The organism is Streptomyces sp. NPDC014676, assembly GCF_043084105.1.
Taxonomy (GTDB): domain Bacteria; phylum Actinomycetota; class Actinomycetes; order Streptomycetales; family Streptomycetaceae; genus Streptomyces.
Genome location: NZ_JBIBZI010000024.1, coordinates 48,452 through 69,335 on the forward strand (window position 1 = coordinate 48,452; position 20,884 = coordinate 69,335).

21 protein-coding genes and 6 pseudogenes are annotated in these 20,884 nt (G+C 69.2%); 12 read left to right on the plus strand and 15 right to left on the minus strand.

Annotation, left to right across the window (positions count from 1 at the left end):
* Positions 1-104: 104 nt before the first annotated feature.
* The 3 genes from ACF1DX_RS37155 to ACF1DX_RS37165 form a co-directional block, all read right to left on the minus strand.
* Positions 105-611, minus strand: a complete 507-nt coding sequence (locus ACF1DX_RS37155) for a carboxymuconolactone decarboxylase family protein (RefSeq protein WP_391795584.1) — start codon at positions 609-611, stop codon at positions 105-107.
* 215 nt (positions 612-826) lie between these two features.
* Entirely contained in the window at positions 827-1,720 is an 894-nt protein-coding gene (locus ACF1DX_RS37160) for a sigma-70 family RNA polymerase sigma factor (RefSeq protein WP_391795561.1), read from the minus strand.
* Between the two features lie 556 nt (positions 1,721-2,276).
* A complete protein-coding gene (locus ACF1DX_RS37165) occupies positions 2,277-2,621 on the minus strand; it encodes an alpha/beta fold hydrolase (protein WP_391795562.1) in 345 nt (114 codons plus the stop codon).
* Positions 2,622-2,935: 314 nt separating this feature from the next.
* On the opposite strand from ACF1DX_RS37165, the gene ACF1DX_RS37170 reads away from it, so the two are divergent.
* Together ACF1DX_RS37170 and ACF1DX_RS37175 are read left to right on the plus strand one after the other, a co-directional pair.
* Entirely contained in the window at positions 2,936-3,376 is a 441-nt protein-coding gene (locus ACF1DX_RS37170; protein ID WP_391795563.1) for an ALF repeat-containing protein, read from the plus strand.
* A gap of 227 nt (positions 3,377-3,603) precedes the next feature.
* Positions 3,604-4,380 (plus strand): hypothetical protein, encoded by a 777-nt coding sequence (locus ACF1DX_RS37175; protein WP_391795564.1) that lies wholly within the window; start codon positions 3,604-3,606, stop codon positions 4,378-4,380.
* A 475-nt stretch (positions 4,381-4,855) separates the two neighbouring features.
* Here the strand turns inward: ACF1DX_RS37175 and ACF1DX_RS37180 are convergent, their stop codons facing one another.
* Complete coding sequence (locus ACF1DX_RS37180; protein WP_391795565.1) at positions 4,856-4,990, minus strand: hypothetical protein; 135 nt, start codon at positions 4,988-4,990, stop codon at positions 4,856-4,858.
* A gap of 328 nt (positions 4,991-5,318) precedes the next feature.
* On the opposite strand from ACF1DX_RS37180, the pseudogene ACF1DX_RS37185 reads away from it, so the two are divergent.
* A pseudogene (locus tag ACF1DX_RS37185) lies at positions 5,319-5,767 on the plus strand (transposase); the annotation flags it as partial.
* Between the two features lie 558 nt (positions 5,768-6,325).
* Here ACF1DX_RS37185 and ACF1DX_RS37190 read toward each other — a convergent pair.
* Entirely contained in the window at positions 6,326-7,264 is a 939-nt protein-coding gene (locus ACF1DX_RS37190; RefSeq protein WP_391795566.1) for an alpha/beta hydrolase, read from the minus strand.
* 105 nt (positions 7,265-7,369) lie between these two features.
* Here ACF1DX_RS37190 and ACF1DX_RS37195 point away from each other — a divergent pair, with 105 nt between their 5' ends.
* Positions 7,370-8,029 (plus strand): TetR/AcrR family transcriptional regulator, encoded by a 660-nt coding sequence (locus tag ACF1DX_RS37195; RefSeq protein ID WP_391795567.1) that lies wholly within the window; start codon positions 7,370-7,372, stop codon positions 8,027-8,029.
* Positions 8,030-8,150: 121 nt separating this feature from the next.
* On the opposite strand, the gene ACF1DX_RS37200 is transcribed toward ACF1DX_RS37195, so the two are convergent.
* Complete coding sequence (locus tag ACF1DX_RS37200; protein ID WP_391795568.1) at positions 8,151-8,336, minus strand: hypothetical protein; 186 nt, start codon at positions 8,334-8,336, stop codon at positions 8,151-8,153.
* A gap of 53 nt (positions 8,337-8,389) precedes the next feature.
* Here ACF1DX_RS37200 and ACF1DX_RS37205 point away from each other — a divergent pair.
* Positions 8,390-8,820: pseudogene (locus tag ACF1DX_RS37205) on the plus strand (DNA-binding response regulator); the annotation flags it as partial.
* An 88-nt stretch (positions 8,821-8,908) separates the two neighbouring features.
* Here ACF1DX_RS37205 and ACF1DX_RS37210 read toward each other — a convergent pair.
* On the minus strand, positions 8,909-9,295 hold the full coding sequence (locus ACF1DX_RS37210) for a VOC family protein (protein ID WP_391795569.1): 387 nt from the start codon (positions 9,293-9,295) through the stop codon (positions 8,909-8,911).
* Between the two features lie 63 nt (positions 9,296-9,358).
* On the opposite strand from ACF1DX_RS37210, the gene ACF1DX_RS37215 reads away from it, so the two are divergent.
* Both ACF1DX_RS37215 and ACF1DX_RS37220 read left to right on the plus strand, forming a co-directional pair.
* A complete protein-coding gene (locus ACF1DX_RS37215) occupies positions 9,359-10,324 on the plus strand; it encodes a helix-turn-helix transcriptional regulator (protein ID WP_391795570.1) in 966 nt (321 codons plus the stop codon).
* 418 nt (positions 10,325-10,742) lie between these two features.
* A pseudogene (locus ACF1DX_RS37220) lies at positions 10,743-11,523 on the plus strand (transposase).
* On the opposite strand, the gene ACF1DX_RS37225 reads toward ACF1DX_RS37220, so the two are convergent.
* Positions 11,514-11,906, minus strand: a complete 393-nt coding sequence (locus tag ACF1DX_RS37225) for a hypothetical protein (RefSeq protein WP_391795571.1) — start codon at positions 11,904-11,906, stop codon at positions 11,514-11,516. The pseudogene ACF1DX_RS37220 and the gene ACF1DX_RS37225 sit on opposite strands and share 10 nt — an antisense overlap.
* A gap of 225 nt (positions 11,907-12,131) precedes the next feature.
* Positions 12,132-12,881, minus strand: a complete 750-nt coding sequence (locus ACF1DX_RS37230) for an SDR family NAD(P)-dependent oxidoreductase (RefSeq protein WP_391795572.1) — start codon at positions 12,879-12,881, stop codon at positions 12,132-12,134.
* 130 nt (positions 12,882-13,011) lie between these two features.
* On the opposite strand from ACF1DX_RS37230, the gene ACF1DX_RS37235 reads away from it, so the two are divergent.
* Positions 13,012-13,446, plus strand: a complete 435-nt coding sequence (locus ACF1DX_RS37235; protein ID WP_391795573.1) for an Rrf2 family transcriptional regulator — start codon at positions 13,012-13,014, stop codon at positions 13,444-13,446.
* Between the two features lie 96 nt (positions 13,447-13,542).
* On the opposite strand, the pseudogene ACF1DX_RS37240 reads toward ACF1DX_RS37235, so the two are convergent.
* The 5 genes and pseudogenes from ACF1DX_RS37240 to ACF1DX_RS37260 form a co-directional block, all read right to left on the minus strand.
* Positions 13,543-13,689: pseudogene (locus ACF1DX_RS37240) on the minus strand (IS5/IS1182 family transposase); the annotation flags it as partial.
* 90 nt (positions 13,690-13,779) lie between these two features.
* Entirely contained in the window at positions 13,780-14,172 is a 393-nt protein-coding gene (locus tag ACF1DX_RS37245) for a hypothetical protein (RefSeq protein WP_391795574.1), read from the minus strand.
* 16 nt (positions 14,173-14,188) lie between these two features.
* Positions 14,189-14,944 carry a transposase family protein gene (locus tag ACF1DX_RS37250; protein ID WP_391795575.1) on the minus strand — a complete coding sequence of 252 codons (756 nt, stop codon included), beginning with the start codon at positions 14,942-14,944 and terminating at the stop codon, positions 14,189-14,191.
* A gap of 1,261 nt (positions 14,945-16,205) precedes the next feature.
* Positions 16,206-17,768 (minus strand): FAD-dependent monooxygenase, encoded by a 1,563-nt coding sequence (locus tag ACF1DX_RS37255; protein WP_391795576.1) that lies wholly within the window; start codon positions 17,766-17,768, stop codon positions 16,206-16,208.
* Between the two features lie 8 nt (positions 17,769-17,776).
* Positions 17,777-18,433 (minus strand): transposase, encoded by a 657-nt coding sequence (locus tag ACF1DX_RS37260; RefSeq protein WP_391795577.1) that lies wholly within the window; start codon positions 18,431-18,433, stop codon positions 17,777-17,779.
* Between the two features lie 37 nt (positions 18,434-18,470).
* Between ACF1DX_RS37260 and ACF1DX_RS37265 the strand changes: the two are divergent.
* The 3 genes and pseudogenes from ACF1DX_RS37265 to ACF1DX_RS37275 all read left to right on the plus strand — a co-directional run.
* Positions 18,471-18,914: pseudogene (locus ACF1DX_RS37265) on the plus strand (sensor histidine kinase); the annotation flags it as partial.
* Entirely contained in the window at positions 18,911-19,087 is a 177-nt protein-coding gene (locus tag ACF1DX_RS37270; RefSeq protein ID WP_391795578.1) for a hypothetical protein, read from the plus strand. The pseudogene ACF1DX_RS37265 and the gene ACF1DX_RS37270, both read left to right, overlap by 4 nt.
* A gap of 31 nt (positions 19,088-19,118) precedes the next feature.
* Complete coding sequence (locus ACF1DX_RS37275; protein ID WP_391795579.1) at positions 19,119-19,430, plus strand: hypothetical protein; 312 nt, start codon at positions 19,119-19,121, stop codon at positions 19,428-19,430.
* Positions 19,431-19,458: 28 nt separating this feature from the next.
* On the opposite strand, the gene ACF1DX_RS37280 is transcribed toward ACF1DX_RS37275, so the two are convergent.
* Positions 19,459-20,304, minus strand: coding sequence for an IS5 family transposase (locus ACF1DX_RS37280; protein WP_391795580.1), 846 nt, complete (start codon positions 20,302-20,304; stop codon positions 19,459-19,461).
* A 70-nt stretch (positions 20,305-20,374) separates the two neighbouring features.
* On the opposite strand from ACF1DX_RS37280, the pseudogene ACF1DX_RS37285 reads away from it, so the two are divergent.
* A pseudogene (locus tag ACF1DX_RS37285) lies at positions 20,375-20,788 on the plus strand (IS630 family transposase); the annotation flags it as partial.
* Between the last annotated feature and the right edge of the window lie 96 nt (positions 20,789-20,884).

A 20,884-nucleotide genomic window follows, 5' to 3' on the forward strand; every position in this document is an offset into this window, starting at 1 on the left:
GTGCTGGCTTCGCGGTGTGGTGACGGGCGGGTGGGCAGTGCTCGGGTGGGCCCGGCGGCGCATCCTGGTGATGGCCCGCCGGGCCCGTGCGGGCATTTGCCGGATCAGTCGGTCGTGGTCGTGCGCCACTGCTCGGCCATGGAGACGCCGGGTAGGGGCTTGCCGATCAGTGCGAGGGGGGTGAAGAAGTTGACTTGGCCGATCGCCATGGCGAGGGTGGCCAGCGCCTTGTCGTCGTAGTGCTCGGCCGCCCGCGCATACAGGTCGTCGGGGACTCGCTCGCCGTGCCCGCCGGGCCTGAGGACGGCTTCCACCAGCTCCAGTGCGACCCGCTCGGCCGGGGTGAAGCAGGGGGCGTCCTTCCAGGAGGCGACGGCGGCGATCTTCTCCTCTGGGACGCCCGCGCGGCGCGCGTTCGTGGTGTGCATCACGGTCAGGTAGGTGTTCTCGGCGAGCTGCCCGGCGCGGAGGTGGACCAGGGTGACGGTGCTCCGGGGCACCGCTCCGTTACCGATGATCTTGAAGAGGGCGGTGCTGACATCGCCGAGTTCGGGGACCAGTTGCTGCGGGTCGGAGAAGCGGGAGGTGAGAGTGTCGAGGCTGTTCGTCATCGTGGTCATGAGAGTGTCCTTCTTGTCAGTGCGGGCTGCTTCCGGGCCGCTTCATCGGCTGCCTTCACTGCACTGACGACGCCCGCGGCACGAAGGTGACCGGCCGGCGCGGATTTCTTCGGCCGGTTGTGAGATCGGTGCCGCACGCGCGTCAACGACACAGGCCCCCGCCCCGGGGACGCACGGTCATCGGGACGGGGCGGGCTGTCGAGGAGTCAGTCCTCGGCGGACGCGAGGTCGAGGTGGGCCAGGCGTGCGGGGTCGGACAAGATGTCGATGGCGGCGATCCTGCCCCCGGCGATGGTGAAGTTCATGACGGACAGCGGCTGCCCGTCGAGGGTGTTGACCAGGCCGGCGAAGCCGTTGACGAGTGCCGGGCGGATGGTGGCGGCCGTGGCCATCCGCTGGAAGGTGTCGAGTTGGCCGGCCACCGCGGCAGCGCCCCGGATCGTCCGCAAGCCACCGGTGAGCGCACCGCCGTCCGCGCGCAGCACCACGTCCGGATCGAGAAGGACGAGGAGCGCGTCGAAGTCGCCGCCGCGGGCGGCGCTCAGGAAGGCGTCCACCACTCGGCGCTGGTCGGCCCGGTCCGGATCCAGGGGCGGCGTCGTGCCGCGTACCCTCAGTCGGGCCCGGCTGGCCAGCTTCTTGGCCGTCGCAGGTGTGCGGTCGACGACCGGCGCGATCTCCTCGAACGACAGCCCGAACAGGTCGTGCAGCACGAATGCCAGCCGCTCCGCCGGATTGAGCGACTCCAGCACCACCAGCAGGGCCAGTCCCACCGAGTCCGCGAGCAGCGCCTCCTGCTCGGGATTTGCTCCGTCTTCCCGGCTGATCACCGGATCGGGCAGCCGTTCCTCCAGTGGCTCCTCGCCGCGCCGCTTGCGGGCACGGAGCATGTCCAGGCAGACACGGCCGACCACCGTCGTCAGCCAGCCCCCGAGGTTGTCGATCCGGCGGTCGTCGGAACCCGCCAGGCGCAGCCAGGTCTCCTGGATCGCGTCGTCCGCCTCGGCCAGGGAGCCGAGCATGCGATACGCCACCGCACGAAGGTGCGGCCGGTGCTCCTCGAACCGCATGGCAAGAAACTCAGGAGGATTCACGATCACAGACCCTTCTTCGACGTCATCGTTTCCCTGACGTCCCGCACATGTGAAAGGTGACGCTGCATCCGCTGGCCTCGTTGCCCGCCATCACTCGAGGAGCCGGGGCCGCCTTCGCCGGGCGACCGGTGCCTGTACCCAGCTTTCGCTCGATCGGCGAGGTGGACCTGTGCAAACGTGAGCGCGCCCGCGTGGTCAGGCAAGGCCGTCGAGGAAGTCCTGGAGGGCGGCATGGAGTAGGCCGGGCTGTTCCCGGTGCAGGTCGCGGGTGGTGCCGGAGATACTCAGGGCCACGGTGGCAGGTCCCTGCCGGAGCATCGCGTCGGTTTCTCGCGTGGGGATGAAGCTGGTCTGTGCCAGGATGACCTGGGGGCACACGACACGTTTCCACTCCGCAGGTAGGAAGTGTCCAGCGGTCTCAGCGATCGAGCGGACCGTCACGTCCCGGTTGTCGGCGCGGCCACCAGCCGTCCTCGCGTTCCTCCAGGCCGGCCGCCCACCCTGCGCCGACCGCCCCGCCGCCGAAGAACGCTGCTGCCTCGGGTGAGGAGAACGGCGTCGGTCAGCTGTCGAGCCAGCCGCCGATGTCCGCGGCGATGTCCGGGTTCGTGCCGTCCGGGCCTGCCTTGACGAGCACCAGCCCGCGGACGAGTGCGGGACGGGTGGCGGTGAGCAGGGCTGTGCGCCCGCCCGGCGACTGGCCGACCAGTACCGGTCGGCGCCGGCCGAGTTGCTCGACTGCAGCGACGACGTCGGCGACATGGGCGGCCCGGGAGACATCCTGCGGATGACGCTCGCTCGCGCCGTGCCCACGCTGGTCGACCGCGACGACCTGATACCGGGCAATCAGCCGCGAGGCCACCATCTCCCACGCATCCGCATGACCGGCCAAGCCGTGCAGCAGCACGACCGGTTCCCCCGGCCCGCCCCGGTCCCGGCAGACGAGCCGAAACCCGTCGCGCACCACACGCTCGGACCGCACCACGACTGCCCCCAGGTATCGTCTCGCCCCGATCATGCCCCGACAGCCACGAGCCGCGCTCAAGGACGCCCTTCTCGAAGGCGCTCCACCATGAAACACCGGCCACGTCCGCGGCGACGGTGCCCTGTGACCGCAGTGGGGCAACTGCCACTGTCAGACCCAGGTGGCAGCATCACCGATGTGAACGCCCTGAGGCGTCCTCAACTCATCTCCGTGGCAAACGAAGAGGAGCATTCCCCTTGCGACTGCATCACGTAGCGCCCGGCATCGCCGCGGGCATCCTCGCCCCGGCCCTCCTGCTCGCCACCCCGTCCTTCGCCGCCACGGCGGCACCGACCGCGGTGACGGTGCCCGCGGTGTCCTCGTCCGCGGACGAGCCGGACGCCGACGACCTGAGGGTGGCCATAGTCCGGATCCTCGCCGACCCGGACAGCGGCCGGCGCGTCATCGCCGAGGTCAACGCCCTCCTGGACGCCAACGACCCCGACGCGATGCGCGCCTGGCTGGAGACCGGCTACCGGATCGCCCAGGCCGAGGACGACCGCGTTGCCATCGGCCGCATCCTCGCCGACCCGTCCATCAGCCCGGCCCTGCGCGCGGCAGCCAACGCCGCCCTCGACGACAACACACCCGAAGCGCTGCGCCACTTCCTGGAATTCGGCAGGTACCAGGTCGTCTGATCGGCACGGCGCCGCACCACAGCGCGTCGCCCGGGTGGCACCCCCTGCCGCACGCCCGGTCGCCGGAACGCCGAGAATCCGGGCGGGGCCGCCTGCACCTCTGTGTGCGGGCGGTCCCGCCCGGCAGGCCCTGTGCCGGCTCGGCGCCCTCCGCAGAGCTCTGTGGTCTCGCCGCCCGGTGCGGCATGGGCCACTGACACCTCCGACAGCAGAAAGCACATTCTTCGATGAAGACACAACTCCTACGTACCGAGCGCAGTGGTCCGCAGACCGCTTCCGTCGTGACCGACCTGCCGTTCAAGCCTCAGCTCGTCAAAGCGGTGTTCAGGGACGTGACCTCGTTGCACGTCTCCCGGTCGGCCGCGTGGGCCGCCGCGTCGGTGACGCGGACCGTGCTGACGGAGATCATCGACGGCGCGAGAAGCGCGGCGGCCGAGGAGGCCAGGAAGAGGCTGATTCCCAAGGACCTCATCTCGGCGATCGACCGGAACGTCGAGGTGGAGGTGGGATCGGCGTGGTACCTGCACAGCCCTACCTTCCACGGCCTGATGGGCGAGGTGCGCAACGCCGATGGTGCGCTCGTGTCTCTTCGTGAGCGCCGCGGGGCGCGTACACCGAGCGGTGTGGCCGGCGCCCACCGGTTCGAGGCCGGGGTGAGAAGGCTGCTGGGGAGCCGGGGGGTGAGGGCGGTCCCGGCGATGGTCCGCGACCTGGACGGAATCGCGAGCGTGTTCCTGACGGACCTGGCCCGGGACGCGGCCACGGTCGTCCGCGAGGGCGGGGTCAAGCGGTTCGGGACGGTCAGTCTGGTGGTGCCGGGCGAGCAGGCCCCGGCCCCGCTGCTCAAGGACCCCCTCCTCGCCCTGTCCACCCGCCGCGGGGACGGGCGGACCGTTGGCGCGGATGACGTCCTGGCCGCCGTCACGATGCAACTGTTCGGCGATCTCAGACAACGCGCCATCACCGAGGCAGCCGAGATGACACGGAACACGTCGGCCAACTGATCGGTCCCGCCCCTGCGCTCTGCCCACTGCGCACGGTTCCCACGTGTGCGCGGCTCCCGGAATCCGCCGCCCGCATTCGGCTCCGGGCAGCTCGCGAGAACGGGCTCGTCGCATGGGCGCGGACCGCCGGCCGCAGGCACCCCACGGGGAAGACTTCCCTTAGTTCCGCGGCACCTGACGGGAAACCTGTGAGCGGCCGGACAGCGGCGCTGCTTGATCCGCAGGAAGCGCATGCAGCGAGGTAGTGCCTCCACCGAGTCTGTCCACGGCACGATGGTCCCGCTGTCACGTCAAACGTCTCCCCGGCTGACGTGACACACCCTGAGGATCCCGGCCCCGTACCGGGGCCACCGGCACCAGCAGCGCGGGCAGACCGTGACGAGAGGGGCGGAACGCCATGGCACTGCCATGATTCCCCCTCCCGCAGGATCCCGTCCTCGACGCCTACACCGAACACGGCGTCCAGGGCCTCCACCTATGCGGCCTGTACGGCGACGCCGACCACGCCCACCGCCACACCCTGGAAACGGCGTTCACCGTCGTGTGGGACACCGGACGGCGCCTGGCCGCCGACGTCACCCAGCTCACCCACGCCGGCGAAACCCTCCACGGCCTCCTGCTCACCGCCCAGACCCGCACCCGGCTCGTCCTCGCCGGCACACTGCCACCCGTTCTGCGCGATCGCATCACCATCGCCGGCACCCAGCGATTCCTGCCCACCGCCCCGACACCGCCACCGCAATCACCGTCGTCTGGGAAGCTCGCTGACCCGTCGGCGGTGCACGTGTCGCCGGCTCGTGAGGAGGGAGTGTCTGATCAACGGCGGACCTGATGATCAAGGAGACGCCAGAGATGACCGACACCGTCGTTGGGCCGAGCCCGCTGAGCAGCCGGTCCAGTCGCCGTCGAGTACGGCGACGGACGAGCAGTTGACCGCGATGCTGGTGGACCGCGCCCGTACGGACGGGTTGCAGCTGACCGGGGAGGGCGGGCTGCTGCAGGTGCTGACCAAGCGGGTGCCGGAGTTTGCCCTGGAGGGTGAGATCACTGATCACTCGGTTACGGAAAGCACGATCCGGTCGGGAAGAACAACGGCGACAGCCGCAACGGCACCCGGGCGAAGACCGTGCTGACCGACGCCGGCGCCGTCGAGGTCAGGGTGCCCCGGGACACCGCTGGCGGCTTCGAACCGCAGATCGTCAAGAAGCGTCAGCGGCGCCTGACCGGCGTCGACGGGATGGTGCTGTCGCTGTCCGCGAAGGGCCTTACGCACGGCGAGATCTCGGCCCGTCTCGCCGAGGTCTACGGCGCCGAGGTGTCCAAGCGGACCGTCTCCACCGTTACCGACAAGGTGGTGGACGGCATGGCCGAATGGCAGATTCGGCCCCGAACGGCAGCCGCTCGTCTACGAGAAGATCTGGCGGGACGCCGCCTGGCTCCCCAGCGGGCTGCTGCGCCGCCTCGGACTCCTCCACACCGTCGCCGTCCTCCGCCCAAGCAGCACCGGGCTCGCGACCAGGCCGGACTCGCCGCGGAGACCCGCCGCTTCTTCCGCAGGCGTCAGCGTCAGCCGCACATCGTCCGCGGCTCCTTCGGCGGCCCGCACGTCCGCTACGTCCTGGACGAGAACCCCATGAGTTTCTGATCAGTGGGGCGTGTCCGGCAATCCCCGACAGCGGCGGTTTCGGCGCGTCCTTCGGCAGGCGTCGTTCGGGAGCCGGACCGGTGAAGACGGCCACCAGGACGGGCCGCGATCACCGGCGGCGCCAGGAACGCCGGCAGGGCGTGTGGCTATGAACTGGACGGTAGGTGTCGCCGGTCACCGCCAGCGGCACGGTGAGCCGAGAGAGCTTCCGAGCTGGTGAGGGGGACGGCTATGCCCGTTCATCTGATCTCGATGTCGTCGGGGCCCAGATCGGAGTGCTCACCGTCGGATGGTCCGCCATCACGCAAAGGCTGCACCGATGGCGTCGCCGATCTCGTTCAGCACGTCGCGCGAGACCTGGACGTCGCGGGTGAAGGACAGGAACGCGTGGGGCACTCCCTCGACCGGTCGGTGCGTCACCGGCACTTCAGCCTCGCGGAGAGCGTCCGCGTATCGGATGCCCTGGTCGCGTAGTGGGTCGAGTTCGGCAGTGACGATGAACGTGGCCGGGAGCCCGGTAAGGTCTTCCGCGCGCAGCGGAGAGACGCGGGGGTCAGCGCCCTCGTCGGGGGTGTTCAGGTAGGCGCCCCAGAACCACTCGAGCCAAGGGCGCGTCAGCAGGGGGCCGGCAGCGTTGTCGTACATCGACGCGCTGTCGTCGAAACGGTCGGTTGCGGGATAGGCGAGGGCCTGGAAGGTGACGGTCGGTCCGCCGCGTCGCTTCGCTTCCTGCGCGGTGACGGTGGCGAGGTTGCCTCCCGCGCTCTCTCCGAACAGGGCGATGCGCTTCGGGTCGGCGCCGAAGGTGCCGGCGTTCTGCTCGACCCACTGCAGCGCCGCGTAGGTGTCTTCGACGGCTCCCGGGAACCGGTGCTCTGGCGCCAGCCGGTAGTCGACGGAGACGACGACGGTCTTCGACCGCGTCGCGACCGCCCTGGCGAAGTGGTCCTGGCTGTCGAGGTCGCCGAACACCCAGCCGCCGCCGTGGAAGAACACCGTCACCGGGGCGGGCGAGCCCGTCGGGACGCTCTCGGGTGTGTAGATGCGGATCGGGACGTCATGGTCACCGTTGCGGAAGGTCGTGTCGCGAACCTCGCGAACCGGGACGACGTCCCCGGCGAACGAGGCGAACGCAAGGCCGATGGCGCGGTTCTCCGCCACGGTGAGGGTGTTGGCTGCGGGCGCGGGGGTCGCGGCCAAGTCGTCGAGCACGGTCTGGATCTGCGGGTTGAGAGTCATGAGCTGCACCTTTCACGGGTGCTGGAGCGATCTTGGAATGAGCACTCCAATCGTAGGTATCGCGAGATTGGAAAGTCAATTCCATTCTTTGGTAGGCTGGCTCCCATGCAGACGCGCAGTGTCGAGAACCGGGTCAAGGCAGCGAGTACGGAGGGGGGGCGTCGCACGCGGGACCGCATCCTGCGCGCCGCTGCCGAGCTGATGTTCAAGCAGGGCGTCGCCGGCACGAGCATCCCCGACGTGCAACGCCGAGCTCAGGTGAGCGCCTCGCAGATCTATCACTACTTCGGGGACAAGAAGGGCCTCACGGCGGCGGTGATCGAGTACCAGAGCACCGTGAAGCTCGAACAGCAGCGGCCCCTGCTCGACCACCTCGACAGTATCGACGCGTTGCGTGAATGGTGCGAACGCGCCGCCGTCCGCCTGGACGCGGTGCACTGCGCCGGAGGGTGCGAGATCGGCTCGCTCGCGAGCGAGCTGTCGGACATCGACCCCTCAGCTCGCCTCGGCCTGGCCACGGGATTCGCTGCGTGGCAGGCGGCAATCGAATCCGGGCTTGCTCGCATGCGCGAGCGCGGCGACCTCGGAGCCGACGAGGACGTTTCGGCGCTTGCGGTCACGCTGCTGGCCGCGATACAAGGCGGCATGCTCCTGTCACAGGTGAGCCAGGACGCCACCCCGTACCGCCGCGCGGTCAACGTGGTCATCGACCACATCGCGGACCGCGTCGCGGCGGCTCAAGCTTCGCGGTCCACCGATCGCTGAACACGGGCGGTCCCCCCGGCGGCTGCTCCTGCACCGAGCGCCGCCGAGGGCTCTCCATGCCGCCCGGTCAACGAATCCCGCCTTGACGACGGTGCCGCCTCGGGTCAGCACCCTGCGGATGTCACGGGTTCCAGGTCATGGTGGCGTAGACCCGGTCGAAGCGCCGTGCGGCCAGGTCCTGCCGGGATATCGACCAGGAGTAGAGGGCCGTCTCCAGGCCGTCGAGCCCGTGTTCCCACTGGGCGAGGCACACCCAGTCCTCGGGACGTACGTCCGTATCGGGTGCGGGCAGTTCGCCTCGGGCCACCGCTCGTGCCGCTTCCCGCCCGGCCATCACGCTGGGACACCGAGGACGCTCCGAAGGTACTGGTCGTCACCACGTTCGACGTCTACGACGCGCTGCGCGCCGGAGCGAGCGGCTTCCTCCTCAAGGACGCGCCTCCGGCGGAGCTGGTCAACGGCATCCGCACCGTCGCCTGGGGCGAAGCCCTGCCGGCTCCCGCCGTCACCCGCCACCTCATTGGCCACTTCGCCCGGCATCTGCGACCGGCCGACACCTCCCTCCCGGCCGGACAGGACGTCGTGCGTGCGCTGACCCCCCCCGCGAGCTGGAAGTGCTCCAACTGATCGCCGAGGGGCTGTCGAACGCGGAGATCGCTGCGGCGATGTTCATCATGCCCGAGACCGTCAAGACCTACGTGTCGCGAATCCTGGCGAAACTCGGTCTGCGCGACCGTGTGCAGGCCGTCGTCCTCGCCTACAGGGTCGGACTGGTGCCCGGCACACCGTGACCGGGGGATGGAGAGCAGGCTGAGGACAACGGTGAGTTCGCCATCTTGCGTGGGCTAGCGGCCGCTGTCATCGGCCGGCCGGCGATGCTCAGTCCTGCGTGGAGATGCAGAAAGGATGGCCTGCGGGATCCAGCAGGACCCTCCGCTGATCGGGGTGCGGTTGAACGGGGGGTTCCACGGCGCCCAGTGCCAGCATCCGTGCATGGGCGGCGTCCAGATCGTCGACGCCCAGTTCCATGTGAGCCTGTTTACCCTGGGACGGGTCCGGCCAGGTCGGACGCCGGTAGTCGGCCACCCGGATAAAGCCCAGTCCGGGTGAGTTCTCCCGGCCGAGCAGGATGAAGTCGTCGCTGGAGTAGACGACGGGCAAGCCGAGCGCGTCGCCATAGAAGCGGGCCAGCTCGGCGGGGTTTGGGCAGTCGAAGTCGACGGACAGCAAGCGGATCGCAGGTCCGGACGTGGGTTCGGTACTCATGGAGAAGACGCTATGACGGAACCAGGACAGTTCCGGTCCTGGTCATGAGGAACACTTCGGGATGTGATCAGCACCTCCGCCCGCCTGCTGCGACTGGTCTCGCTGCTGTCCACTCGACCGATGTGGACCTGCCGCGAGCTGGCCGAGCGTATGGCGATCACTGACCGCACGGTCCGGCGAGACATCGCCCGGCTGCGGGAACTCGGCTACGGCATCGAGTCCGACCCCGGGCCCTGGGGCGGCTACCGCCTCAGCGGTGGCACCCGGGTGCCACCGCTGATCCTCGACGACGAGGAGGCGTTTGCCGTGGCCGTCGCGCTGCGGGAGACCGCACTCAGCGGCGTCCTGGGCAGCGACCAGGCCGCACTGTCGGCGCTGTTGAAACTACGGCAGGTCCTACCGCCCCGGATCGCGGACCGGCTGGGGGAGATGGATGCGACCTTCGTACACACTCCCAGGTCCGAAGGCCGTCAGATCTCGCCCGGCGTGCTGCTGGAACTGGCCACCATCTGCCGTCGTGGTGAGCGCACCCGTCTGTCGTACCGGGACCATGCGGGGAAGGACACGGTCCGGGACGTTGTCCCCTATCGCCTGGTACACACAGGCCGCCGCTGGTACTTCGTCGCCCAGGACATCGCCCGGAAGCAGTGGCGTACCTTCCGGGCCGACCGGGTGGTACAGGTACAACCGACCGGACGTACCGTCGCACTCGTCGACCCGCCCGACCCGGCGCTCCTCGTCTCTCGATCCATCGCCGGCGTCGTGTACCCGCTCTATGCCACAGTCCGGCTGGCGCACCCCATGGACCAGGCGCTACGGCTGGTCCCACCCACGATCGGCACCCATCGCCCGGACGGCCCCGACGCCACCATCGTCGAAATCGGCGGCAACGACGCCGACCAGCTCGTCACATACCTCCTCAGCCTGGGCACCACGCTACGCGTTCTGTCACCGGACCCCGTACGGGAGGCGCTGCTGCGCCGCACCCGAAACCTGTTCGAGGACAACAGGGACAGACAGTCCCGGTAGCGGGCGTTGCGCTGGGTACGAGGTCTCAGCCGCACCTACGGCCTTGCCGGCACCCGAGCACGAGCCGAAGAACCTGCCACGGTCAGCCGATTCATCGGAAGTCGACCCGGGTCAACGGTGCATCCGGCCGGGGACAGGGTCGGCGGATGCGCCAGTCACGGATAGTGAAGTCTTGTCAGGAATTGTGTATGAGGCGCGCCGTGGTGTCGGAGTGGACCGGTTGCGTGGTGGGAGCAAGAAGGGGGTCTACCGGGTTTACACGAGCGGATCACGTGCAGCAAGTGTGATCGTCTACAGCTGGGCCGAGGCCGAGAACTTCTGGCCGGCCGCGGAAGCCATCGGCCCGACCCACCCGTTCGCTCCAGCCTCCGGGCCGGCCCCCTCCTGAGGGCTGTCACGTAAGCGATCTTCCTGAGGGATGATCTTGGTCGTGTCCGTTGTGATCACGGCCTCGGAGTCGTCCTGGATAGGCCAGTTCACCGGGCTGAGTCCGCGTGCCTTCGGCAAGTTGGTAACGCAACTGCGCCCTGAGGACGTGGACGTACCGGTTCGGGGCCGGCCGTGGAAGCTGTCCCTGGAGGACCGGGTGCTGCTGGTCGCCGCGTACCGGCGGACCAACCTGACGATGCGGCAACTGGCCCCGCTGTTCGGGGTGTCGAAGTCCAGGGCCGACCGGGCCATCGACCACCTCGGGCCGAAGTTCACCCTGCAGCCCCGCCGGCGGTTCGCCCGGGACACTGTGCTGATCGCGGACGGCACTCTGGTGCCCACTCGTGACCACAAGGTCGCCGAGCAGCCGAAGAACGATCGCTACTCCACCCATCACCAGGTGGTCATCGACGCTGACACCCGCCTTGTCGTGGTGATCGGCAAGCCGCTGCCGGGCAACCGCAATGACTGCCGGGCCTGGGCCGAGTCCGGCGCGAAGGCCGCCATCGGCAACACGGTAGTGATCGCCGATGGCGGCTACCCGGGCACAGGGCTGGTGATGCCGCACCGCCGCAGGCCCGACGAGGAACTACCCGGCTGGAAGAAGGCCCACAACAAGACCCCCAAGCAAGTCCGAGCCCGTGTTGAGCACTGCTTCCCCGCATGAAGACCTGGAAGATCCTGCGCGACTGCCGACTGAGGGGGACGGCGTGCACCACGCCATGCGCGGCATCGCCCGCCTGTACAACCTTGCCTTGAGCTATCCGTGAGCATCCCCACTGGCGGCCTCGGATGCCGAAGGCGGCACATTGGCGACTGTGACTGGCAGGCCGTGCTCCTGCGGCCATCCCGGCCGCCACCGGGTAAGCCACTCGGCGAAGTCCTCGCGCACGAACCAAGGGACCGCCGGCTTCAGCCGAATCCGGGGTCGCTCATCAGCCCACCACACCTCGAATTCCGACTCGGTGCCTTCCGTGGGCCAACGTTCAGCTTCGCTTGGCAGTAGCAGCACGTCAACGAAACCGTTCACGGGCAGCCCGATGTCCACAAGGATGCCGATCACGCCGGGACTCGGCACCCGGACCACCGTTCCAAGGAAGCGTTGCCCGAGATGCGGTCGGTGACGTGCCGCCTCCCACTCTTGTGCACTCACCACCCGGGCACCTTGCCAGAGCCGAGACCGATACGGGCCAGCTTTTAGCGGAGCTTCCTCACGCCCTTGATGTTCGGGGATCCCTTGCGGGAGATCAGCGCCTGGATGCAGCGGCGTCGCCGCTCACCGCGCACAGCCTTCGAGTCGTACGCCGTGTCGCGGGCCGTCGGCGGTGCACGTTCCGAAGGCGTGATGTCCTTCGGGACGTGCGCCAGGGGTTCGGGTTCAGGCGTTGTAGCCGCCGTGGGCGTCCAGCACCGCGCCCGTGACGTACGACGCGGCGGGGCTCGCGAGGAAGGCGATCGCCGCGGCGATCTCGTCGGGGTGTCCCATGCGCTGCAGGGACAGCGAGCCGACCAGGACCTTGAGCGTCTCGGGGTCCGGCGGCTCCATGCCGCCCTCCATCAGTCCGGCCTCCACGACGTTGGCCGTGATGTTCCGGGGCCCGAGGTCGCGTGCGACGCCCATGGTGTACCTCTCGATCCCGGACTTGGTCGCCGCGTAGTCGGCAAGGCCGGGGGCGCCGACCCGGGAGCCCAGTCCTGAACTCACCGTGATGATGCGGCCGCCCGTGCGCAGCACTCGGGAGGCGGCCCGGATGACGGCGATCACGCCGAGGTAGTTGGTGGCGTGCATCCGGTCCAGTGCGGCGGTGTCGGTGTCCGGGTCGTCCACCGTGCCGGCCACGGAGATCGCCGCGTTGTTGACGAGGATGTCCAGGCCGCCGAAGTGCGCGACCACGTCGTCGATCAGCGCCGGTGCCCGGCTCGTGTCCGCCTGGTCGGACTGGAAGGCGACGGCCTTGGCTCCCTTGCCGTGCACCTCGTCGACGACGGCCCGCGCCCGCTTCTCGGAGCTGACGTAGGTGAAGGCGACGTCGGCGCCCTGCTCGGCCAGCAGCCGTACGGTCGCCGCTCCCAGTCCGCGCGACCCCCCGGTGACCAGGGCGACCTTGCCCATGAGTGGCTTGCTCATTCTTCTCACCTCGTTGATCGACCCTTCCCCCGACAGTCGCAACGCTAGTTGTTACGACAGGCTGTTGCAACCTTTGCTGTTACGACTGCGTCGTCGTAGCATGAACCGTTGCGGCCGAGAGGAGGGGCTCATGAGTGCCAACAGCAGGCTGACCATCGCCGCCCACGCGCTGGCCTGGATCGGTCTCTACCAGCGCCAGGGTCATGAGGTCGCCACCTCCGAGCAGATCGCGACCAGCGCGAACACCAACCCCGTGGTGATCAGACGACTGCTCGGCGAACTGCGCAGGGCCGGGCTCGTGGAGTCCCGGCGGGGCGCGGGCGCGGGCTGGTCGCTGGCACGCGAGCTGGAGTCGATGACCCTGCTCGACGTGTACGAGGCGGTGGAACCCGGCCCGCTGTTCGCGATGCACCGCACCACTCCGGACCAGGGATGCGTGGTGGGTCACGGCATCCAGCCGGTGATGCAGGGCATCTACGAGGACATCGAGAAGACCCTGAGGCACGAACTGGCCCGCGTCACGCTCGAGACCGTACTCCGGGACGTACTCGCGGCACCTCGCTAGCCTCCCCGCCGCGCCCTGACATCACCCGGATCCCCATCCGTGCCCAGGCCAGTGAACAGCCTGGCAACCAGTCAGTGAGCCTTTTCCAACCTCAGTTGAGGCGTGGTGAAGGACGAGAACGGTCTTCACGATGTCGGTGATCCGGTTGGTGCTGCAGCGGAGTTTTCGCAGGAGGCACCAGATTTTGAACGTGGCCATGGCCTGCTCGCCGATGCATCGGATCTTGGCGTGGCTGCTGTGGCGGAGGCGTACTGGCCGGCGGCCGCGCCCGCGCGGACACGACGAGGCCGTTCACGGTGACACGCACCGGGGACGGGCCCCTCGCCCGTTTGTTCAGGAAGCCCGGATCGCCCGGTCGATCTCCGCGCCGGTACGGGCCGTGACGACGGGCCACTCGTCCCTGAGGGAGGCGGGCAGAAGCTCGCGGTCCTCGTCCCGCTGGATCATGGTCGGCCCGCCCGGGACGACGAGCACGGCATCCAGCCGTTGCAGCAGGACGGCCAGGAGGTCCATGATCCCGTCCCCTCCGAAGCGGTTGAAGGTGATGCCGGTCGGGCTGGTGAAGTACACACCCGCCTCCTCCCCCTCCGCCGTACTCACCAGCAGGAAGTCCGTCCCGGGATCCCGCACCACCGCATAGGGGCCGAGGACCTCGTGCGCAGCCCTCATGTCCAGCATCGCCGGCTCACCGTTCTCGAACCGGCACACGAAGATGTCAAAACTCATGGAGACCTTTCCAACCTCAGGCTGAGGCGTGGTGAAGGACGAGAATGGTCTTCACGATGTCGGTGATCCGGTTGGTGCTGCAGCGGAGCTTCCGCAGAAGGCGCCAGCCCTTCAGGGTGGCCATGGCCTGTTCGCCGAGACAGCGGATCTTGGCGTGGGTGCTGTTGTGTCGCCGCTGCCAGCGTTTGAGCCGACGGCCCCTGAACGGCACCCGGACGGGCCGCCCGGCGCCCTGGTAAGCCTTGTCGGCCCAGCACTTGACGTCGGCTTCAGTGAGCGCATCGATGATGCCGTGGCGACGCGCGGCAGTCAGGTCATGGGTCGATCCGGGCAATGCCGGTGAGGCCCACAGCAGTCGGCCGAACGGGTCGGTGAGGACCTGGACGTTCATGCCGTGGCGTTTGTGTTTTCCGGAGTAGTACGGGGTGTCGGCGGCGATCCGGTCGATCGGCAGAAGGGTGCCGTCCAGGATCACGAAGGCTTTCGCCCGCACGGTCTTCATCGCCTCGGTCAGGGTCGGCGCGGCGGCGGCTAGGACGTCGATCACCTCACGTATGTACCGGTACACGGTCGCGACGCCGATGCCGAACCCGGCAGCGAGCCGCGCGTAGGTGTCCCCGCACCGCAGGTGGGCGAGGACGAGCAGGACCTGTCGGCCGACAGGCAGCCGTCGCCACCGGGTCCCGATCTCTCGCTGCCGGGCACGCAGCCGCATGGTCAGGAAGCGCAGGATGCGGCCGGACAGATCGATCGACGAGGGGTAGGCAAGCACGCGAGGCTCCTGGCAGACACGGTGATCTTGGTCGAGAACCCGTCTATCAGGAGCTTCGTCGTTCCGTACAGCTGACAACCTCCAACACCTGGCCTCCGCAGTCAGATTGGAAAAGGCTCACTGTCCCAGCAGCCCCCGGTCTGCCCGATGGGCAGGCGTATGCCCATAAGGTCTGTGACGGCCGCGCGTTCCCGGCTGGTGTATCGGCAGCCCTTGTCGCTGTGGAAGATCAGCCCAGGCTGGGGTCTGCGGGCGTGCCAGGCGCTGGCGGGGTGCCTTGGTGACCAGGGATGTCCGCAGGTGGCCGGCGGTGGCCGCGCAGAGGCGGGCGTCACCGCGCTTGCGACGGGTGCCCAGGGCCGCCGCACCGAGGCCCTCGCCACCTACGACGCAGCGCTGCCGGCCTCCGGCAGGATCTTCGGAGCCGAACACCCGCAGACCCTGAAGCTGGGCTCGGACCGCGCTCAGATGCTGACCGCGCTGGCCCGGCCCACCGAGGTGATACTCGGGCCTCCAGCATGCACGCCCCCCTGCTGCAGAAAGCGAAACGGCCCGTCGATTCCGTCGGCGGACCGTCAGCAAGACAAGGCTAAACCGGGTCGCTAAACCGGGTCGCTAAACCGGGTCGGGAAGCCCCAAGCACTTCGCCAGGCACACCACCGCGCCCACCGGACGATCACAAGGCTTGGACGGCGCAGCGCTCTCTTCCTTGACACCCCGGAACGCTTCAGCCTGCGCGGAGCTGGCACCGCCGAGGGCGACGGCACCGACAGCGGTCAACGGTGCCAGGCTGAGGAACGCTCGACGCATTGGCTACTCCCTCGACGGACAACCCCATGTGATCACAGTAACGGCAGAAACCTCTTGAACAGCGCAAATGGCATGTAATCGGCGCCCTGGGCCTGGCCCTCAACATGCTCGGCCGGTACTCGTTCCAGCCCCCCGAACTGCCGGGCGGCCTGCGCCCGCTGCGCGACCCGGACTCGGGCGGGGAGGTGTGACCCAGGTGCGGTGACCGTCACCGCCGGGGCTGTCCCGACGGTGACGTTTGCACGGGTTACCGGCTCGTAGGGTGCCGGGAGCCGTAACACCGGCGGAGGGTGTGGCGGCTATGCGTGGCGGCGGGTGCGGTAGGTGGTCGGTGAGAGCTCCGGGCTGCTACTGGGCCGGGGCTGGGGTGCGGGCGGCCGCCGCACCGGGTGGGTGCGGCGGGCGTGGGCGGGATTGACTCGTGGTTCGAGTCAGTCAGCGGAGCGACGGATCAGCCCGGCGTCACCGCACCCTCTGGCACTCCGAACCACTCCTCCAGCGCTTCCGCCAGCCCGGCCGTCGACGTCGGTGCCTGCGCCCCCGCGTCGGCCGCCCAGGCCGTGAAGCCGTCCGGACGGACGAGGACCGCCGCCAGGTCCGGGCGGTACGGGCAGCTGGTCGTCAGGGTATCGACGCGGCCGGCGTACCCCGCGGCGAGGGCCCGGAGCTCCGGGTCGTCGGTGAGGTCGAGCAGGAGTGCCCGGCCGCTGTGGAGGTGGTCCGCCAGGCGACCGCCGTCGGTGAGTTCGAGGTCCGGGGCACTGCGGCCGGTCAGCGGGTGCTCGCCCGGCAGCTCATACCGCACCCCTGCACTGTTGAGCCGCGCGGTGAGGTACGTGGTGCCCACGACCGTCCCCGCCAGGTCGCTGACGATTTCGCGCAGGGCCCGGGACTGCGGGTCCGGGCGCATGGCCGCGACCTGGGACCGGGTCCAGTCCAGGACCCACGCACCGACCGGGTGCCGCTCGGAGGTGTACGTGTCCAGCAACCCTTCCGGCACCCGGCCGCCGATCACCGCGGCGAGCTTCCAGCCGAGGTTCATCGCGTCCCCGATACCCAGGCTCAGGCCCTGACTCCCGAACGCGGAGTGTACGTGCGCCGCGTCGCCCGCCAGCAGCACCCGGCCCTTGCGGTACTCGGTGACCTGGCGGGCGTGGTCGGTGAAGCGGGTCGCGGTCCGCACTCCGGTGATCGTGACGTCCACGCCGGATACGCGGCGCAGCCGAGCCTGGAGGTCCTCGGCGGCGACCGGTGCATCCCGGTCGGCCGGCGGGCCGTCGAACTCCACGGTGACGACGCGGCCCGGCATCGGCCCGTAGGCGTACACCCCGGTGTCCGTGGCGGTCCAGCCGACCTTCAGGTCCTCGGCGCCGGTCATCTCCACGACCGCCTGGTGACAGGTGATCTCCGGGTCCGTGCCGGGAAATTCAAACCCTGCGAGCTTGCGGACCGAGCTGCGGCCGCCGTCGCAGCCCACGAGCCAGCCAGCGCGTATGGCCCCGTGGCTGGTCCGCACGGTGACAGCCCCGTCGTCCGCGTCGAAGCCGGTCAGCTCCACTCCCCGGCGCACGTCGACGCCGAGCTCGTCCGCCCGCCCGCCGAGCAGTCGCTCGATGTCCTGCTGCGCCACGAAAGCGATCTCGGCGGCGGGTCCGGCGTCGCCGAGGCCCGGCTCCGTACGGTCGACCAAGTCGGCGCGCAGCATGATTCCGGCGAAATGCCCGACGATCCCGAGCCCTTGGCCCGTAGCCCCGCCTCCGTCGTTCCGCTCGCGCATGAATGCCTGGAAGCGGTCCATCGTCTGCCGCTGTACCTCGGCCAGCGCGGGCAGCATGCCCCTGCGGTAGAGCGCCTCGGCGCTGGGCGTGGTGATCGCCCCGCCCTTGATCGCCGGGTTCACTTCGGTGAGGCGCTCTAGGACGGTCACCCGCGCGCCTCCGAGCCGGAGCTCGCAGGCCAGCATCAGTCCGACCGGGCCGCCTCCGGCCACCACTACGTCAACGTCATAGTCCATGGCGCCGACTATGACCGAGGGCCAAAGAGGCCAAAAAGGCGCTGAGGTGTCAAGGGACCGGTCCGTGCGGAAGGTCCTGGCCCGGTACGCCCGCCAGAGCTGCGACTCCGAGCGCGATCACCAGACCCGCGGTGTCGCAATCGGTTACATCCCGGACGGTTGGGAGCAGCGGGACACCGTGCCCGGGCCGGAGGATCTGGTGATCCCCCGCCTCGTTCCCTGGGCCCAGCAGTTCGAGACCGCTCCGGTGCGCTACGTGGCAGGACAGCGCAACGAGGAGGAACAGGTACTCGTCCGTACCTGGTCGGAAAACCACTGCCCTCGCCGGCCATCACCGCGACGGCCTCGAAGCGTCTTTTGGGGGGCACCACCTTGTCCATGAGCTCCGCTGCCCGGCGGTGGACCGCCAGTTCCGCCTCCAGTTCGGCGATCCGTCGGCGTGCGGCCACCAATTCGGCCTGGTCCTCGCTGGTCGGTCCAGGCAGTTGCCCGGTGTCGATGAGGTACTGACGGCGCCGGACATGGATCGTCTGCTCGCTGATGCCGAGGTCTTGGGCAATCTGCCGGACAGGCCGGCCGGCTTCGACGAGATCGAGGACCTCGCGCCGGAACTCGGCCGGGTAACTACACGGCACAGAAGCCGCCTTGAGTGTCTGGAGCATCATCTGTCCAGCAAGATGACTCCACCGGACCCGGGGCACATCACTGCGGCGCACGCTCGGCGCCCGTGCCTGGACGGACCTGGTGGACGTCCGCCTGCCCCCGCCCGACGCGCTGCGCGGACGGGTCGACCCGCGCCGCCTCTACGTCGTCGCGAACCTGGTCGGCAACGCCCTGCGGCACGGTGCCCGTCCCGTCCACCTGCGCCTGTACGAGGACGGTGAGCGGATCGCTGTTATCGAGGTGCTGGACAGCGGGCCCGGCATCCCCGACAGCGTGCTGCCCCACGTCTTCGAGCGCTTCTGTAAGTCGGATGCCGCCCGCACCCGCACCGAGGGCAGCGGCTTGGGCCTCGCCGTCACGGCGGAGGACGTCCGGATGCACGGCGGCACCGTCCGGGCGGCGAACCGTCCGGAGGGCGGCGCGGTCTTCACCGTGGAACTCCCGCTGCGGCGGGACGAGTCGACTCGGGGGAGCGGACAGTGAGAGCCGTACGCCGAGCCGTGCTGCTGGCCGTTCCCGCGCTGTGCGCGCTCGCCTCCTGCGGCATCCCCACGACCGGCGTGGTGGAGGCGGGCGGGGCCGCCAGTGGGGTGGTGCCCACGATCCGGGTCTACTTCGTGGCGGGGGGACGGCACCCTGGTCGCGGTTCCCCGTAGGACCGTCGCGCCGGTCGACGTCGAGTCGGCGGTGGCGGTACTGCCTGAGGGCCCGACCGAGGCGGAACGCGTCAAGCGCCTGACCACGCCGCTGCCGCTGCCGCTGCCGGGGCTCCTGGCGACGCCCGTCCCGGCCGCGACGGCCACGGACGGCCCCGTGGCGGTGCCGCAGGAGGAGGTGCGTACGGCCGACCTCGTGAAGGTGGTGGCAGAGGACGACCGGGTGTCCATTGAACTCACCGCCGACTCAAATGAGTTGACGGGCCTCCCGGTGGATCAGCTGGTCTGTACGGCCCTGGGGCGCAGCGCGTCGCCGAACCCGGGGCGGAACCCTTGCCGGTGACCGTCTAGAGGGCGTCTGAAAAGGTCTGTCAGCGGGTTGATCTTGCGAGGCGCCGCACGAGAAGCATGGCCATGGTGAGGTAGATGGCATTCTCCGAACACGCGCGCAGGTACTCGTAGTCCTTCGACAGGCGACGGCACCGCCCCAGCCAGGCGAACGTCCGCTCTACCACCCAACGCCGCGGGACCACCGCGAAGAGGGGTACCGCTGGGGGCGGTTCCCCCACCCGAGCCCAGGTCGAGCGGAATCCTCCGTCGCGGCGATGCACGACCTCCACCGTGATGCCGGTGGCTTCCCGGGCCCAGGCATGGAAGTCGGAGCCGTGGTACCCCTGGTCCGCCCACACGTGTCGCAGACGCGGGAAGGCATCGGCAGCTCTGGAGAACAGCACCGCGGCGCCATCGCGATCACCGACGCTCGCCGGACTCACGCAGGCCACCAGGACAGTGCCGCGGGTATCGACGAGCAGGTGGCGCTTGATGCCGCTGACCTTCTTGCCACCGTCGTAACCGTGCAGGCCGCCGCGCTCGCTGGCCCGGACGCTCTGACTGTCGACGATGGCCGCGCTGGGCGTGGGATCCCGGCCGAGCTGCACCCGCTCGCGTTCGCGCAGCGCCGTCAACATCCGCTCCCACACCCCTTCTTGCTGCCATCGCCGCCAGTAGTGGTAGACGGTCTGCCACGGCGGCAGGTCATGCGGCAGCAGTCTCCAGGCACAGCCGGCCCGCAGCCAGTACGCCAGCGCGTTCAGGATCTCCCGCCGCGCGTGCTTCGCCGGTCTTCCACCGGGCTTGACCGCCGGAACCAGCGGACAGAGGATCTCCCATTCCGGATCGGACAGATCCGTCGGGTAACGGGTACGCAGCCCGCACACCCCAGCCCCCGAAAGTGCGCCACCACCCCGCCACCGGGAAACCTGCCCGCTGACAGACCTTTTCAGACGCCCTCTAATGCCCGGCATGCCCGAACGGCGTACCCACGACTACGTCCGTAACGGCCTGACCACCTTGTTCGTCGCGTTCGACATCGCCACCGGCGAGGTCATCACCGCACTGCACCGTCGGCACCGCGCGGCCGAGTTCAAGAAGTTCCTCATCAGGATCGACAAAGAAGTTCCCGCGCATCTCCAGATCCACCTGATCTGCGACAGCTACGGCACCCACAAGACTCCGGTGATCAGGACGTGGCTGGCCAAACACCCCCGCTTCCAGATGCACTTCACCCCGACCGGTTCCTCCTGGATCAACCAGGTCGAGCGATGGTTCGGCTTCCTGGCCGACCAGAAGATCCGCCGTGGCGCACACAAGAACGTCCAGACCCTCGAAGCCGACATCCGCGCGTGGGTCAAAGACTGGAATAAGAGCTCATCTCATTTGGTGAGTCTGCGGTAGCAGATGAGGGTGCAGGCGATGCTGGTGAAGGCGAGGAAGTGGTCGGCCTTGCGCTCGTAGCGG

Excerpts from the sequence above, each read along its gene's own strand:
- ACF1DX_RS37155 (WP_391795584.1), bottom strand. The coding sequence starts at position 611 with ATGACGAACAGCCTCGACACTCTCACCTCCCGCTTCTCCGACCCGCAG.
- ACF1DX_RS37175 (WP_391795564.1), top strand. The coding sequence starts at position 3,604 with ATGAAGACACAACTCCTACGTACCGAGCGCAGTGGTCCGCAGACCGCT.
- ACF1DX_RS37190 (WP_391795566.1), bottom strand. The coding sequence starts at position 7,264 with ATGACTCTCAACCCGCAGATCCAGACCGTGCTCGACGACTTGGCCGCG.
- ACF1DX_RS37195 (WP_391795567.1), top strand. The coding sequence starts at position 7,370 with ATGCAGACGCGCAGTGTCGAGAACCGGGTCAAGGCAGCGAGTACGGAG.
- ACF1DX_RS37210 (WP_391795569.1), bottom strand. The coding sequence starts at position 9,295 with ATGAGTACCGAACCCACGTCCGGACCTGCGATCCGCTTGCTGTCCGTC.
- ACF1DX_RS37230 (WP_391795572.1), bottom strand. The coding sequence starts at position 12,881 with ATGAGCAAGCCACTCATGGGCAAGGTCGCCCTGGTCACCGGGGGGTCG.
- ACF1DX_RS37235 (WP_391795573.1), top strand. The coding sequence starts at position 13,012 with ATGAGTGCCAACAGCAGGCTGACCATCGCCGCCCACGCGCTGGCCTGG.
- ACF1DX_RS37245 (WP_391795574.1), bottom strand. The coding sequence starts at position 14,172 with ATGAGTTTTGACATCTTCGTGTGCCGGTTCGAGAACGGTGAGCCGGCG.
- ACF1DX_RS37255 (WP_391795576.1), bottom strand. The coding sequence starts at position 17,768 with ATGGACTATGACGTTGACGTAGTGGTGGCCGGAGGCGGCCCGGTCGGA.
- ACF1DX_RS37260 (WP_391795577.1), bottom strand. The coding sequence starts at position 18,433 with ATGATGCTCCAGACACTCAAGGCGGCTTCTGTGCCGTGTAGTTACCCG.